This window comes from Hyphomicrobium nitrativorans NL23, assembly GCF_000503895.1.
GTDB classification, from domain to species: domain Bacteria; phylum Pseudomonadota; class Alphaproteobacteria; order Rhizobiales; family Hyphomicrobiaceae; genus Hyphomicrobium_C; species Hyphomicrobium_C nitrativorans.
In genome coordinates this window covers 3,327,282-3,341,434 of the sequence record NC_022997.1, presented here as the reverse complement: position 1 = coordinate 3,341,434, position 14,153 = coordinate 3,327,282, and the positions used below count along the sequence as shown (strand labels likewise).

Genomic DNA, 14,153 nt, shown 5'->3' with positions numbered 1-14,153 from the left:
AAAGCTCAGCGAAGGGAACAAAAAAATGCCCGGAGCTGCAAGCCGCTCCGGGCACGAAAAATCAGACTATGTCAGCCGATCAACTCTTAACCGCGAACAGCTCCGCCTGATCGTCGGGCGTGATCTCTTTCACGTGCCAGGGCAGCCCCTGCTTGGCGAGTTCGTCGAGGAACGGCTTCGAGGGAAGCTGTTCCACGTTCAATACGCCGTTGCCGGTCCATGCGCCCTGGAACATCTGGATCGCGCCCACCACCGGCGGCACGCCCGTCGTGTAGGACACGGCCTGCGCGCCTGTCTCCTTGTAACTCTCGGCGTGGTCGCAGACGTTATAGATCAGCACTGTCTTGCGCTTGCCGTCCTTCGTGCCGTCGATCACGCAGCCGATGGAGGTGCGGCCCGTGTAGTTCTCGCCGAGCGATGACGGCGGCGGCAGCAGCTCCTTCAGGAACTCCATCGGGATCACCGGCGTGCCCTTGTACATGACGGGGTCGATGCGCGTCATGCCCACGCTCTGCAGCACGTCGAGGTGCTTGATGTAGTTCTCGGAGAACGTCATCCAGAAGCGGATCTGCTTGAGGCCCTTGATGTTGCGGACGAGGCTTTCCTCCTCCTCGTGATAGATGAGGTAGCTCTTGCGCGGGCCGACCTCCGGGTAGTCGATCATGGTCGAGATCGAAAGCGGATCGATGTCGATCCACTCGCCATTCTTCCAGTATTTGCCGCGCTGCGTCACCTCGCGGAGGTTGATCTCCGGATTGAAGTTGGTCGCGAACGACTTGCCGTGGCTGCCGTCGTTGCAGTCGATGATGTCGATGGTCTCGATGGTGTCGAACAGGTGCTCCTGCGCGTAGGCGCAGAAGATGTTCGAGACGCCCGGATCGAAGCCGCAGCCGAGCACGCCCAGGATGCCGCGCTCCGCATAGCGATCGTGATAGGCCCACTGCCACGAATATTCGAACTTCGCGACGTCGCGCGGCTCGTAGTTGGCCGTGTCCATATAATGCACGCCGGTCTTGAGGCACGCATCCATGATCGGAAGATCCTGGTACGGCAGCGCCATGTTGATCACGAGATCGGGCTTCACCCGCTCGATCAGGGCCACCGTCTCGTCGACGTTGTCGGCGTCCACCTGACTGATTTCGATGGGGCTGACGCAGCGCGCCGCCACCTTCTCGCAGCTTTCGAGGCGGCGCGAAGCGAGATGCACCTTTTTGAAGACGTCGCGGTTCATCGCGCACTTCTGCGCGGTGACAGACCCGGCCGCACCGGCCCCAATGATCAAGACGCTGTCCAAAATGAAGCTCCCTTCCGAATGCTGTGAGCCCGAACGCCGTAAAGCATGACAAAGCGTCCGGGTGCGGCTGCACGCCGGACAGGCGCTCGCAGATAGGGCACAACGGCAAGATTTTCAACAGCGCGTCGCGGCGCGAGGTCCGGCGCGCGTAAAGAATTTTTCTAGGGAAAGGCGCGGATTGTCAAAAAAGCTTCAAACCGGGCGGCAAGGGCAGCCCGCCGGTCATCTCGCTCATTTTTTCCTGGAGCGTCGCCTCGACCTTGGCCTTGGCGTCCGCCGCGGCTGCGATGATGAGGTCTTCGACGATTTCGGCTTCCTCAGGCTTCATCAGCGACGGGTCGATTTTGACTCGCTGGAAATCGCCTTTGCCGTTCAGTGTGACGGACACGAGGCCGCCGCCCGCCGCGCCTGTCACTTCCATGGAGGCGAGTTCGTCCTGCAGGCGCTGCATCCGCTCCTGCATGTCCTTGACCTGCTTCATCATGCCCATCAGGTCTTTCATGCCTGCTCGTCTCCCTTTTTGCGTTTGCCGGGAGTCTAAAGGAATTTACCCGCTGGCGCATCGCGTTATCGCCGCACCGCTGGGCGAGGAGCGATCAAAGGCGATGATATCGTATACGCTTGCTTCCAGCCGAAGCTGCACCGGCAGCTTCGGCTCGGGGCGCGACTGCGCCCCCGGCGCCAATGCGCAGGCCCTCCACGAGTTCCAACGCCCCTTATCTGAAGCTTCCCGCAGCTTGCGTACGAAACAAAAAAGGCCGGGTTTTGAGCCCGGCCTAATTGATCAGTCTTTCTTCTTCTTGTCGGTGATCTTGAAATCGGTGTCGACGGTGACGTCGTACGTGCCGTCGGCGCATGTCGAGCCCGCGATGGTGTAGAAGCCGTCGCCGGAGTGGATCTCGCCGAGCTTGCAGCCGTCCGCTTCGAGCGACTTTGTGATGCCGTTCACGGTGGCTTGCGAGAACTTGCCTTCCGAGGCGGCGAACGCGGCGCCGGATACGAACGCCAGCGCGACGGCAGAAAGTGCGAGTGAGCGCATATGTGTCTCCCTGGATGCTCTTCCGCCGGCCCTTCGAGGAGCGGCGGGATGAAAGGCTATAACATCGCGGGTTGAAGCAGCGGAACGGCAACGGAAGGGTTCGGCGAAAATCGGGAGCCGTTCCCGATTGTGCTCAAAGCGTGAGCGAAATGCTTGATGTTTGGGCGGATCTAGAGTGTGCGCCCGTCTCAGCCCGTTGCGCTGTCGTCGTCGGGAATGCTGTCGAGCGGCCACACGGTGATCTCGGCGTCGGGAAACGCTTCGAGCACGGCCGCGACCGCCGGGTGATTGCGCAGGGCTTCGCGTTCGAGGGCTTCACGCTCGCGGCGCACTTCGCCGAGCGGACGCTCGCCCGGCGTCTTGGAGAGCATGGTGACCCACCGCCGCCCGGTCCACTTGTTCAGCTTCTCGCGCAGGTCGTTGGCGAGGCCCGCCGGAGCGCCGGGCAGAAGATAGAGATCGATCGCACCCGTGGCGCCATCGAAGCGCACGAGACTGACCTCTTCTTCGAGCGCGAGCGTCAGCTTGGCATCGCGCTTGTCGCGCGCGAGCGCGACGATGTCGGTGAATGTGTTGAGCGGCCGGAGCGGCACGCCCGGTACGGTGCTGAGATCTTCCCCGCCGTCGTCGTCGGCCGTTTCGAACCCTTCGAAGCTTTCGGGCTCCGGTCCTTCGCCGCTCTCCAGTCCTTCGAATGTGAAGCGGTCGTCGTTCGGTTCGTCGTCGTAAGAGGCGACGGGCGCGTTCGTCCGTGTCGCAACCGGCGCCGGGGCGGCCTGCGAGGGAGCGGGAGCACCGCTGCGGCGCACGTCAGGTGCACCGCCGAGCGCGCGGATCACCTCGTCGGGCGGCGGCAGGTCTGCGGTGTGCGCGATGCGGATCAACACCATCTGCGCGGCGGCCACCGGGTTGGGCGCCTTGCCGGCTTCCTCCAGGCCCTTGAGCAGCATCTGCCAAAGCCGCGAGAGGAAGCCCATCGAGAGCTGACCGCCGAGCGCGCCCGCGCGCTGCTTCTCCGCAAGCGCGAGCCCCTCGCCGGCGGCGTCCGGCCCCACGGCCTTGATGCGCGCCGTGATGTGCACGGCTTCGGAGAGATCGGCCAGCACCTGCGCGGCGTCGGCTCCGTCGTGGATCAGCCCGTCGAGAGATTTGAGCGCGGTGGCGATGTCGCCGGCGGCCAACGTTTCGAGCAGATCGAAAACGCGTCCCCGGTCAGCCAAGCCGAGAAGGCCGCGGACGGCGTCCGCGCTGACCGTGCTGGCGTCACCCGGCGTGGGCCCGAGCGCGGTTGCGATGGCCTGGTCCAGCATGGACAGCGCGTCGCGCACCGACCCCTCGGCCGCGCGCGCGATGAGCGTCAGCGCGTCGTCGTCGGCTGCGGCGCCTTCGTTGGCGACGATGTTTTTGAGGTGCTGCACCAGGCGCGGCACGTCCACCCGCCTGAGGTCGAAGCGCTGGCAGCGCGACAGCACCGTCACCGGCACCTTGCGCACTTCCGTCGTCGCGAAAATGAACTTCACATGCCCCGGCGGCTCTTCGAGCGTCTTCAGGAGCGCGTTGAACGCGCCCTTCGAGAGCATGTGCACCTCGTCGATGATGAAGACTTTGGTGCGCGCCGCGAGCGGCCGGTAGCGGGCGCTCTCGATGATTTCGCGGATGTTGTCGACGCCGGTGTTGGAGGCGGCGTCCATCTCGATCACGTCGGGATGCCGGCTCTCCATGATCTCGATGCAGTGCCGCCCGGGTGACGGCATGTCGATGGTCGGCTTGTCGACGGTGTCGGTCTCGTAGTTGAGCGCGCGAGCGAGAATGCGCGCCGTCGTGGTCTTGCCCACGCCGCGCACGCCCGTCAGCATGAACCCGTGCGCGATCCGCCCCGCCGCAAACGCGTTGCGCAGCGTCTGCACCATCGTTTCCTGGCCGATCAGATCGTCGAAGGTCTGCGGGCGATATTTGCGCGCGAGCACAACATAGGGCTTCGCCGCCGCGGCGCTGCCCTCAACCTGACTCGTGTCCTCGGATTTCTTCTTCGCCATCGCCCGCCTCTTTCGCTCTACTTAGGCCCCGAAGGGGCCCGGGAGCAAGGCGACACGCGGCCAGTGCCGCCGAACAAACAGCCCCCGAAGGGGCTCGGGAGCAAGGCGACCCGGCGCAAATGCACCGCCCCCGTGGAGGGCGCCGGATTGCCTGTTGGCAATCCGATCAGCGCCCGTGAGCGAATATAGAGACTGACGAACGACCCGTGCACCTGTCGTTAGGGCTGCTTCCTTCCGGACCTGACCCGGTTGGCGACGTACTCGTCCGCCGCCAGCCTCCGGGGCGGAATATGGCGTCTCTCCAAAGGGGTGGCAAGGCTTCAGGTGCCGCATGCGCAAAATGCCTGGGGGAAGCCCGCTTTGCCTTTAACCGGCTTCTTAACTTAGGCTGGTGAACGGACAGAAATATTGCAACAATCCGCACAACAGACTGAGGGAGGGGAACCCGCGTTATGTTCGACAATCTGTTTTTATTGGCCGTCGCCGCGCTTGGATGGGGCCTCTCGCTTGCGACGTATAGCTACTTTGCCCACCGTCACGGGTGGCCGATGGGCGCTCTACAGATCGATTTCCCCGCCGTGCCGGTGCTCTTCGGTCTCGCATCCGCCGGAATTGCGGTATGGTTCGCGACGAGCCGCGGTCTCGACGACGGCGGCGGCTGGGTGATCGTGCTGTTCGGCGTGCTGCTCGCCGTTTTTTGGACCGGCTTTCTGCGCGTCGGCTCGCAGATCTCGCTGTTTCTCGCGCCGATTGCGGCCGTCCTCCTCGTTTCCGGTTGGCTAAGCGCGCCTCTCACCTGACGAAGGTCAAGCGATGTGACTTTTTGAGGCCTGCCTTGGTGGGGAGCGCTGCCGTGCGCGCTTGCTTTCGCGCTGCGATAGACGTAGTGGAACAGGACGACCAGAGCGGGGGTGTAGCATGGAGAGGCCGCGGATGATCGGGCCATAGCCGGCTCAGATCTTATCCGTGCTGCTTCCTGTATCCCCGCGGGTCTCGCCGCTCAGGGAGCCATGCTATGGCCGTCCGTCGCCTTCATCCAGACCAGCCGCACGATTTCGCGTTCACGCCTGAAAATATGGCCTGGGCGACCGAGACGATCGCGAAGTATCCGGAAGATAAGCAGGCATCTGCAATTATACCGCTGCTCTGGCGCGCACAGGAGCAGTCGAACGGCTGGCTGCCCGAGCCCGCGCTTCGCTACGTGGCGGACATGCTGGGCGTTGCCTATATCCGTGCGTATGAGGTCGCGACCTTCTACACGATGTTCCAGCTTTCGCCCGTCGGGTCCAAGGCGCACATCCAGGTTTGCGGCACGACGCCGTGCATGCTGCGCGGCGCGGAAGCCCTGGTCGAGGTCTGCAAACGCCGCATTTCCGAAGAGCCTCATGGGCTCTCGGAGGACGGCTCCCTGTCTTGGGAAGAGGTGGAGTGCCTGGGCTGCTGCGCGAACGCGCCGATGGTGCAGGTCTGGAAGGACACGTACGAGGATCTGGCGCCGGAAGCGCTGGAAAAACTGATCTCCGCCTTCGAGCGGGGCAGCAAGCCGCAACCGGGATCGCAGGCGGGCCGGGTGAGTTCGTCTCCCGAGGGCCCGCCGACGACGCTGGTCGATCCCACTCTCTATGACGGATCGGCGATCGGAAGCTGGCGCGACCGCTTCCCGGAACTCGCAGAAGGCGGCAGCGCCGCCTCCGGCCAGAGCGACAAATCTAAGGGATAGCCCGTCCATGCTGCTTGAGGACAAGGATCGGATCTTCCGCAATCTCTACGGTGTCCACGATTCCGGGCTCGACGGAGCACGCAAGCGGGGCGCCTGGGATGGCACGAAGTTCTTCATCGACAAGGGCCACGACTGGATCATCTCCGAGGTCAAGACGTCGGGCCTGCGCGGGCGCGGCGGGGCGGGCTTTCCCACGGGGCTCAAGTGGAGCTTCATGCCGAAGGCCGATCCGCGCCCCTCTTATCTCGTCATCAACGCCGATGAGAGCGAGCCCGGCTCCTGCAAGGACCGGGAGATCATGCGCCACGATCCCCATCTCCTGATCGAAGGCGCACTGCTCGCCGGCTTCGCGATGCGCGCGCATACGAGCTACATCTATATCCGCGGCGAGTTCATCCGCGAGCGCGAGCGCCTGCAGCGCGCCATCGACGAGGCGTATGCGGCCAAGCTCATCGGCAAGAACAACGTCCACGGATGGGACTTCGACCTCTACATCGCGCACGGCGCGGGCGCCTACATCTGTGGCGAGGAAACGGCCCTGCTCGAAAGCCTGGAAGGGCGAAAGGGCCAGCCGCGCCTGAAGCCGCCGTTCCCTGCAAACGTCGGCCTCTATGGCGCGCCGACGACGGTCAATAACGTCGAGAGCATCGCCGTCGTGGGCGACATCCTCCGCCGCGGCGGCCATTGGTTTGCTTCGCTCGGCCTGCCCAACAACACCGGCACCAAGCTGTTCCAGATCTCGGGCCACGTGAACCGCCCCTGCGTCGTGGAAGAGGAAATGGGCATCCCCCTTCGCCAGCTCATCGACGAGCATTGCGGCGGCGTGCGCGGCGGCTGGAACAACCTGCTCGCCGTGATTCCGGGTGGATCTTCCATGCCGCTCATTCCTGCCGAGGAATGCGAAACGCTGAGCATGGACTTCGACAGTTTGACGAAGCTCAAGTCCGGCCTCGGCACGGCGGCCATTATCGTGCTGGATAAATCCGCCGATGTCGTAAAGGCGATTGCGCGTATCGCGTATTTCTACAAGCACGAGAGCTGCGGTCAGTGTACGCCCTGTCGCGAGGGCACCGGGTGGATGTGGCGTGTCCTGGAGCGCATGGCCCGCGGCGAAGCGCAAAAGAGCGAGATCGACAAGTTGTTCGATGTATCGAAGCAGATCGAAGGCCACACCATCTGCGCGCTGGGCGATGCGGCGGCGTGGCCCGTGCAGGGTCTCATCCGCCATTTCCGCCCTGAGATCGAGCGGCGCATCGATGCCTATCAGGCGGCGCACCGGGAGGCCGCGGAATGACACGGCAACTCATCATCGACGGCAAGCTGATCGAAGCCGAGGACGGCCTCACGCTGCTTCAGGCGTGCGAGCAGGCGGGCGCAGAGATCCCGCGCTTCTGCTATCACGAGCGCCTATCGATCGCTGGCAACTGCCGCATGTGTCTCGTCGAGGTGCAGGGCAGCCCCAAGCCCATCGCCTCCTGCGCCATGGGCGTTGCCGACCTTCCGCCCAACCGTGACAACTCGCCCAAGGTGATCTCCACCCGCAGCGAGACGGTGAAAAAGGCGCGCGAAGGCGTGATGGAGTTCCTGCTCATCAATCACCCGCTCGATTGCCCCATCTGCGATCAGGGCGGCGAGTGCGACCTGCAGGACCAGGCCATCGCCTACGGCTCGGGCGGCTCGCGCTTCGTGGAGAACAAGCGCGCGGTCGAGGAAAAATACATCGGCCCGCTAATCAAGACGGCGATGACGCGCTGCATCCATTGCACGCGCTGTGTGCGCTTCATGACCGAGGTCGCGGGCGTGGAGGAACTCGGCGCCATCGGCCGCGGCGAGGATATGGAGATCACGACCTACCTCGAACGCGGCATCCTCTCCGAGATGAGCGCGAACGTGAACGACCTCTGCCCCGTTGGTGCGCTCACGCATCGTCCCTGGGCACACAACGCGCGTCCGTGGGAACTCCGCAAGACCGAGACTTTCGACGTGATGGACGCGGTCGGCTCCGCGATCCGCGTCGATGCGCGTGGCCGCGAGGTGATGCGCATCCTGCCCCGCAACAACGACGCCGTGAACGAGGAGTGGATCTCCGACAAGACGCGCCACGTCGCGGATGGCCTCCGCACGCAGCGGCTCGATCAGCCCTACATCCGCAAGGACGGCCGCCTCGTGCCTGCATCGTGGGACGAGGCGCTCGCCGCCGTCGCCGCGAAACTCAAGGCCGCGAACCCCGACCGCATCGCGGCGGTGGCGGGACCCCTCGCGGGTGCTGAGGAAATGTTCGCGCTCAAGGATCTGTTCGCGCGCCTCGGGGCCACCAACGTCGATTGCCGCGAGGACGGCGTCAGGCTCGATCCCGCGCTTGGCCGCGCAAGCTACGTCTTCAATTCCACCATCGAAGGCATCGAGAACGCCGATGCCATTCTGCTGATCGGCACCAACCCGCGCCTTGAAGCCGCCGTCCTCAATGCCCGCATCCGGAAGCGCTGGCGCAAAGGCGGCCTGACGGTCGGGCTCGTCGGCGAACGCGTGGACCTCACCTACGCGTATGAGCACCTGGGTTCGGGCGGGCGCACGCTGGCAGAGCTCGCAGACGGCAAGCACGCTTTCGCCGATGTGCTGAAGAATGCGGCTGCTCCGCTCGTCATCGTCGGAACGTCGGCTCTCGCACGCGAAGACGGCCGCGCGGTTCTCGCCGCAGCGGCGCGCATCGCGTCTGCTGCGACGGCGGGCAAGGACGCGGACTGGAACGGGTTCAACGTGCTGCACACGGCGGCTTCGCGCGTCGCGGGTCTCGATCTCGGCTTCGTACCCGAAAAGCCTGCGTCGACGAATGTCGAGAGCTTCGTTGCGGCTGCAGGCAAGGGCGAACTTTCCGTCCTGTTCCTGCTCGGTGCCGACGACATCGACACGAACGCGCTGGGCTCCGCGTTCGTCGTCTACCAAGGCAGCCACGGCGACGCCGGGGCCCATCGGGCCGACGTCATCTTCCCCGGCGCGGCCTACACGGAAAAGAGCGCGACCTACGTCAACACCGAAGGCCGCGCGCAGGTGACGGCACGCGCCGTGTTCCCGCCGGGCCTGGCGCGGGAGGACTGGACCATCGTTCGCGCCCTCTCGGCGCTCACGGGCCACACGCTGCCTTATGACACGCTCGAAGCGCTACGCGCCGCGATGTACAAGGCCGCGCCAGCGCTGGCAGCCCTCGACCGCGTGGCGCATGCGCCGGCCGATGCGCTCGCCGCGCTGGCGGGTGACAAAGCCGCCATCAAGGACGAACCGTTCCGGACGGCCGTCCGGGATTTCTATCTGACGAATCCGATTGCGCGCGCGTCGGCCGTGATGGCGGAGATGAGCGCGCTGACCAAGCAAGCGGGCAGGCCCGCCAGCTTGGCGGCGGCGGAATAGGGAAGGGGCAGAGGGCACGATGTCGGACGAGACGATCTCGACCTTCTTGGATTACGCGCTTTGGCTTGCCATTGCCGTGGGGCTGTCGCTCCTGGTGATCGTGGGCCTGCTCGTGTGTATTGCCTTCCTGCTGCTCATGGACCGCAAGGTCTGGGCTGCCGTCCAGATGCGCAAGGGGCCCAACGTCGTGGGCCCCTTCGGTCTGTTCCAGTCCTTCGCCGACCTGTTGAAATTCGTCTTCAAGGAGCCGGTGATCCCCGCCGGTGCCGACAAGGGCGTCTTCCTGCTGGCGCCGGTGGTGATGTCGCTGTGCGCGCTCGCGGCCTGGGCCGTGATTCCGATGAATCAGAACAGTTGGGGGACGTGGGTCATTGCCGACCTCAACGTGGGCGTCCTCTACATTCTCGCCATCTCCTCGCTCGGCGTCTACGGCGTCATCATGGGCGGTTGGGCGTCGAACTCGAAGTATCCGTTCATGTCGAGCCTCCGCTCGGCGGCGCAGATGATCTCCTACGAGGTCTCGCTCGGCTTCGTCGTCATCACGGTGCTGTTGCTCGTGGGTTCGCTCAACCTCGCGGCCATTGTGACGGCGCAGAACACGGGCCTCGGCACGTGGGTGGGCCTTCCCGCCTCCGCGCTCGATTGGCATTGGCTGCCGCTGCTGCCGATGTTCGTGATGTTCTTCATCTCCGCACTGGCCGAGACGAACCGCCCGCCTTTCGATCTCGTGGAGGCCGAGAGCGAACTCGTCGCGGGCTTCATGGTCGAGTATTCCTCGACGCCCTATCTCCTTTTCATGTTGGGCGAGTACGTGGCCATCGTCACGATGTGCGCGCTCGCGACGATCCTGTTTCTCGGCGGCTGGCTGCCGCCGCTCGACATCTGGCCGCTCAATCTCGTGCCCGGCATCTTCTGGTTCGGGATCAAGGTCGTGTTCATGTTCTTCATGTTCGCGATGGTCAAAGCCATGGTGCCGCGCTATCGCTACGACCAGTTGATGCGCCTCGGCTGGAAGGTGTTTTTGCCGCTCTCGCTGGCGATGGTCGTCGCCGTCGCGGGCGTTCTCGAAATCCTGAGATCGGCATAGGAGCAAGAGACCCCATGCGCGTCGCCCAGGGATTGAAATCGCTGTTCCTCGCGGAGTTCGTGTCCGCGTTCTTCCTCGCCATGCGCTATTTCTTCGCGCCGAAGAAGACGCTGAACTACCCGTTCGAGAAGGGCCCGCTCTCGCCCCGCTTCCGCGGCGAGCATGCGCTGCGCCGCTATCCGAACGGCGAGGAACGCTGCATCGCCTGCAAGCTGTGCGAGGCCATCTGTCCGGCCCAGGCGATCACCATCGAGGCCGGTCCGCGCCGCAACGACGGCACGCGCCGCACGACGCGTTACGACATCGACATGGTGAAGTGCATCTATTGCGGCTTGTGCCAGGAGGCGTGCCCGGTGGACGCCATCGTGGAGGGGCCGAACTTCGAATTTGCGACCGAGACGCGCGAGGAGCTCTACTACGACAAGGAGCGCCTGCTCGCGAACGGCGACCGCTGGGAGCGTGAGATCGCGAGGAACCTCGCACTCGACGCGCCTTATAGATGAGGGCGCCGCGCAAAACTGACAGTTCCCCTCCCCCTTGTGGGGAGGGGTTAGGGGTGGGGGGAAGCTCAACGGTAGACGTTCTGCGATCCCCCCTCCCGACCTCCCCCACAAGGGGGGAGGAGGAGAAGCGAGGGGCGAATGGCACTGACGGCGATCTTTTTCTATCTGTTCGCGACGCTTGCGCTGGCGTCGGCGGCGATGGTGATCGTCGCCCGCAACCCCGTGCACGCCGTGCTGTTCCTGATCCTCACGTTCTTCAACGCGGCCGGCCTGTTCATTCTGCTCGGGGCCGAGTTTCTGGCGATGCTGCTCGTGATCGTCTACGTGGGCGCGGTCGCGGTGCTGTTCCTGTTTGTCGTCATGATGCTGGACGTGGACTTTGCGGAGCTGCGCGCGGGTTTCATCAAGAACGCCCCCGTCGGCCTGCTTGTCGGTGGCGTGGTACTGGCGGAACTGGTGCTTCTCGTGCTCGCCCGTGGTGTTGCGCACGCGCCTGCCGGTAAGGGCGCAGTGCCGATCACAGGCGCCGTCACCAACACCGAGGCGCTGGGGCAGGTCCTCTATACGAAGTACGTCTACTTCTTCCAGGGCGCGGGCCTCGTGCTCCTTGTCGCGATGATCGGCGCCATCGTGCTGACGCTGCGGCACAAGGAAGGCGTGAAGCGCCAGTCGGTTCCGGACCAGAACGCACGGTCGCCCAAGACGGCAGTCGAGATGGTCAAAGTCGCCCCCGGCGGCAGCGCCATTCCCGAAGCCACGGCGAAACGGTAGCGCGAGCGGGATAGAGGAGAGGAACATCGCCATGGAGATCGGGCTCGGACATTACCTCACGCTCGCTGCGTGCCTGTTCACGCTCGGCATGTTCGGCATCTTCCTCAACCGGAAGAACGTGATCGTCATCCTGATGTCTGTCGAGCTGATGCTGCTCGCCGTGAACATCAATTTCGTCGCCTTTTCGCACTTTAACGCCGATCTCGTCGGCCAGGTCTTCGCGCTCTTCGTGCTGACGGTCGCCGCCGCCGAAGCCGCCATCGGTCTTGCGATCATCGTCGTTTACTTCCGCAACCGCGGCTCGATCTCGGTCGACGACGTCTCCATGATGAAGGGTTAGCGGCACTCATGATCTATACCCTCATCGTCCTCCTGCCGTTGGCTGGCGCGCTCATCGCGGGCCTGTTCGGCCGCATCCTCGGCCCGCGTCCGTCCGAGATCGTCACCACCGCGCTGCTCATGATTGCGGCGCTTCTTTCGTGGGTGGTGTTCGTGCAGGTCGGCTTCTCGGGCGAGACGGCCCGCGTGCCGCTGTTCCGCTGGATCACGTCGGGCGACCTCGACACGGCCTGGTCGCTCCGGATCGACACGCTCACGGCCGTCATGCTGGTGGTCGTCACGACGGTGTCCGCCCTCGTGCACCTCTACTCCATCGGTTACATGCATGAGGACGACAGCCGCCCGCGCTTCTTCGCCTACCTCTCGCTCTTCACCTTCGCGATGCTGGCCCTCGTCACCAGCGACAACCTCGTCCAGATGTTCTTTGGTTGGGAAGGCGTGGGCCTCGCGTCCTACCTGCTCATCGGCTTCTGGTACAAGAAGCCGTCGGCCAATGCGGCGGCCATCAAGGCCTTCGTCGTCAACCGCGTGGGTGATTTCGGCTTCGCCCTCGGCATCTTCGCGCTGTTCGCCGTCTTCGGCACCATCAGCTTCGACGCGATCTTCGCCGCCGCGCCCGGCGAGGTCGGCAACACGATCGAGTTCGTCGGCTATCGGGTCGATACGCTGACGCTGATCGCGCTGCTGCTGTTCATGGGCGCCATGGGCAAGTCCGCCCAGTTCCTGCTGCACACCTGGTTGCCGGATGCGATGGAGGGCCCCACGCCCGTCTCGGCCCTCATTCACGCGGCCACCATGGTGACGGCCGGCGTGTTCATGGTCGCGCGCCTTTCGCCGGTGTTCGAGCTGGCGCCGGCCGCGCTCAACGTCGTCGTCTTCATCGGCGCGCTGACGGCGTTCTTCGCCGCCACCGTCGGCCTCGTTCAGAACGACATCAAGCGCGTCATCGCTTATTCCACGTGCTCGCAGCTCGGCTACATGTTCGTCGCGCTGGGCGTCGGCGCCTATTCGGCCGGCATCTTCCACCTCTTCACGCACGCCTTCTTCAAGGCGCTTCTGTTCCTCGGCGCGGGCTCGGTCATTCATGGCCTGCATCACGAGCAGGACATGCGCCGCATGGGCGGCCTTTCGAAGAAGCTGCCGTTCACGTGGGCGATGATGCTGATCGGCACGCTGGCGCTGACCGGTGTCGGCATCCCGCATCTCGTCGGTTTCGCAGGTTTCCATTCCAAGGACGCCATCATCGAAGCCGCCTACGCGGCCCACACGCCGAGCAACTATGCGTTCTGGGCGCTCATCGTGGCCGCCTTCATGACGTCGTTCTACTCCTGGCGTCTGATGTTCCTCACCTTCCACGGGGAAACCCGCGCCGATCATCACGCCTACGACGAGGCGCACGAAGGCCCCTGGGTCATGCGCATCCCGCTCATCGTGCTGTCCGTGGGCGCGGTCTTCGCCGGCGTCGTGTTCTACCCGTACTTCATGGGCAGCGGCTACGAGGGCTTCTGGCGCGAGGCGCTTTACGAGCTGCCGGGCAAGGACATTCGCCATCACATGCACGAGGTGCCGGAATGGGTGTTCTGGGCGCCCGCCATCGCGATGCTCGCGGGTCTCGGACTGGCGACGCTCTATTACATCGTAAAGCCGGGTCTGCCGGAAGCGACGGCCCGCGCGTTCCGCCCCGTCTATCTGTTCCTGCTCAACAAGTGGTACATCGACGAGCTCTATGACCGCATCTTCGTGCGTCCAGCCTTTGCCATCGGTCGCTTCCTCTGGAAGGGCATCGACGGGGCGGTCATTGACGGCGCCATCGACCGCGTCACGCGCGGCGTGCTCTGGGGCACCGGCTTCGTCAACCGCTTCCAGACGGGCTACCTTTACCACTACGCATTCGCCATGCTGATCGGCGTCGCGGGTCTCCTGACTTACTTCATTCTGACGGGAGGCCGGTAAACCCCC

13 protein-coding genes and 1 other RNA gene are annotated in these 14,153 nt (G+C 64.5%); 9 read left to right on the top strand and 5 right to left on the bottom strand.

All coding sequences use genetic code 11. The annotated features are described in order from the left end of the window. Positions 1–79: 79 nt before the first annotated feature. The 5 genes from W911_RS15605 to ffs form a co-directional block, all read right to left on the bottom strand. Positions 80–1,282 carry a saccharopine dehydrogenase family protein gene (locus tag W911_RS15605; RefSeq protein WP_280113265.1) on the bottom strand — a complete coding sequence of 401 codons (1,203 nt, stop codon included), beginning with the start codon at positions 1,280–1,282 and terminating at the stop codon, positions 80–82. Positions 1,283–1,475: 193 nt separating this feature from the next. Further along, positions 1,476–1,796, bottom strand: a complete 321-nt coding sequence (locus W911_RS15600; RefSeq protein WP_023788506.1) for a YbaB/EbfC family nucleoid-associated protein — start codon at positions 1,794–1,796, stop codon at positions 1,476–1,478. A gap of 282 nt (positions 1,797–2,078) precedes the next feature. Further along, positions 2,079–2,333 (bottom strand): hypothetical protein, encoded by a 255-nt coding sequence (locus tag W911_RS15595; RefSeq protein WP_023788505.1) that lies wholly within the window; start codon positions 2,331–2,333, stop codon positions 2,079–2,081. A gap of 188 nt (positions 2,334–2,521) precedes the next feature. Further along, a complete protein-coding gene (locus W911_RS15590) occupies positions 2,522–4,369 on the bottom strand; it encodes a DNA polymerase III subunit gamma/tau (RefSeq protein ID WP_023788504.1) in 1,848 nt (615 codons plus the stop codon). A gap of 184 nt (positions 4,370–4,553) precedes the next feature. After that, an RNA gene (gene ffs / locus W911_RS17940) (signal recognition particle sRNA small type) lies at positions 4,554–4,649 on the bottom strand. A gap of 172 nt (positions 4,650–4,821) precedes the next feature. On the opposite strand from ffs, the gene W911_RS15585 reads away from it, so the two are divergent. The 9 genes from W911_RS15585 (at position 4,822) to nuoL (ending at position 14,147) form a co-directional block, all read left to right on the top strand. Continuing rightward, on the top strand, positions 4,822–5,169 hold the full coding sequence (locus tag W911_RS15585) for a hypothetical protein (RefSeq protein ID WP_023788503.1): 348 nt from the start codon (positions 4,822–4,824) through the stop codon (positions 5,167–5,169). A 215-nt stretch (positions 5,170–5,384) separates the two neighbouring features. Next, the gene (gene nuoE, locus W911_RS15580; RefSeq protein ID WP_023788502.1) at positions 5,385–6,089 is read left to right on the top strand and encodes an NADH-quinone oxidoreductase subunit NuoE; all 705 of its coding nucleotides are present in this window, start codon (positions 5,385–5,387) and stop codon (positions 6,087–6,089) included. Positions 6,090–6,099: 10 nt separating this feature from the next. Next, positions 6,100–7,383, top strand: a complete 1,284-nt coding sequence (nuoF, locus tag W911_RS15575; RefSeq protein WP_041319081.1) for an NADH-quinone oxidoreductase subunit NuoF — start codon at positions 6,100–6,102, stop codon at positions 7,381–7,383. After that, on the top strand, positions 7,380–9,494 hold the full coding sequence (gene nuoG, locus W911_RS15570) for an NADH-quinone oxidoreductase subunit NuoG (RefSeq protein ID WP_023788500.1): 2,115 nt from the start codon (positions 7,380–7,382) through the stop codon (positions 9,492–9,494). The genes nuoF and nuoG overlap by 4 nt, the downstream gene beginning before the upstream one ends. A gap of 19 nt (positions 9,495–9,513) precedes the next feature. Further along, complete coding sequence (nuoH, locus tag W911_RS15565) at positions 9,514–10,581, top strand: NADH-quinone oxidoreductase subunit NuoH (protein ID WP_023788499.1); 1,068 nt, start codon at positions 9,514–9,516, stop codon at positions 10,579–10,581. 14 nt (positions 10,582–10,595) lie between these two features. Next, a complete protein-coding gene (gene nuoI, locus W911_RS15560; RefSeq protein WP_023788498.1) occupies positions 10,596–11,084 on the top strand; it encodes an NADH-quinone oxidoreductase subunit NuoI in 489 nt (162 codons plus the stop codon). 138 nt (positions 11,085–11,222) lie between these two features. Continuing rightward, a complete protein-coding gene (locus tag W911_RS15555) occupies positions 11,223–11,855 on the top strand; it encodes an NADH-quinone oxidoreductase subunit J (protein ID WP_023788497.1) in 633 nt (210 codons plus the stop codon). Between the two features lie 31 nt (positions 11,856–11,886). Next, a complete protein-coding gene (nuoK, locus tag W911_RS15550; RefSeq protein ID WP_023788496.1) occupies positions 11,887–12,195 on the top strand; it encodes an NADH-quinone oxidoreductase subunit NuoK in 309 nt (102 codons plus the stop codon). A gap of 11 nt (positions 12,196–12,206) precedes the next feature. Next, positions 12,207–14,147 carry an NADH-quinone oxidoreductase subunit L gene (nuoL, locus tag W911_RS15545; RefSeq protein WP_041319075.1) on the top strand — a complete coding sequence of 647 codons (1,941 nt, stop codon included), beginning with the start codon at positions 12,207–12,209 and terminating at the stop codon, positions 14,145–14,147. Positions 14,148–14,153: the final 6 nt, after the last annotated feature.

Bases quoted from the DNA above. Each gene is read 5' to 3' on its own strand.
- W911_RS15600 (WP_023788506.1), bottom strand. From the start codon at position 1,796: ATGAAAGACCTGATGGGCATGATGAAGCAGGTCAAGGACATGCAGGAG.
- W911_RS15595 (WP_023788505.1), bottom strand. From the start codon at position 2,333: ATGCGCTCACTCGCACTTTCTGCCGTCGCGCTGGCGTTCGTATCCGGC.
- W911_RS15590 (WP_023788504.1), bottom strand. From the start codon at position 4,369: ATGGCGAAGAAGAAATCCGAGGACACGAGTCAGGTTGAGGGCAGCGCC.
- W911_RS15585 (WP_023788503.1), top strand. From the start codon at position 4,822: ATGTTCGACAATCTGTTTTTATTGGCCGTCGCCGCGCTTGGATGGGGC.
- nuoE (WP_023788502.1), top strand. From the start codon at position 5,385: ATGGCCGTCCGTCGCCTTCATCCAGACCAGCCGCACGATTTCGCGTTC.
- nuoG (WP_023788500.1), top strand. From the start codon at position 7,380: ATGACACGGCAACTCATCATCGACGGCAAGCTGATCGAAGCCGAGGAC.
- nuoH (WP_023788499.1), top strand. From the start codon at position 9,514: ATGTCGGACGAGACGATCTCGACCTTCTTGGATTACGCGCTTTGGCTT.
- nuoI (WP_023788498.1), top strand. From the start codon at position 10,596: ATGCGCGTCGCCCAGGGATTGAAATCGCTGTTCCTCGCGGAGTTCGTG.
- W911_RS15555 (WP_023788497.1), top strand. From the start codon at position 11,223: ATGGCACTGACGGCGATCTTTTTCTATCTGTTCGCGACGCTTGCGCTG.
- nuoK (WP_023788496.1), top strand. From the start codon at position 11,887: ATGGAGATCGGGCTCGGACATTACCTCACGCTCGCTGCGTGCCTGTTC.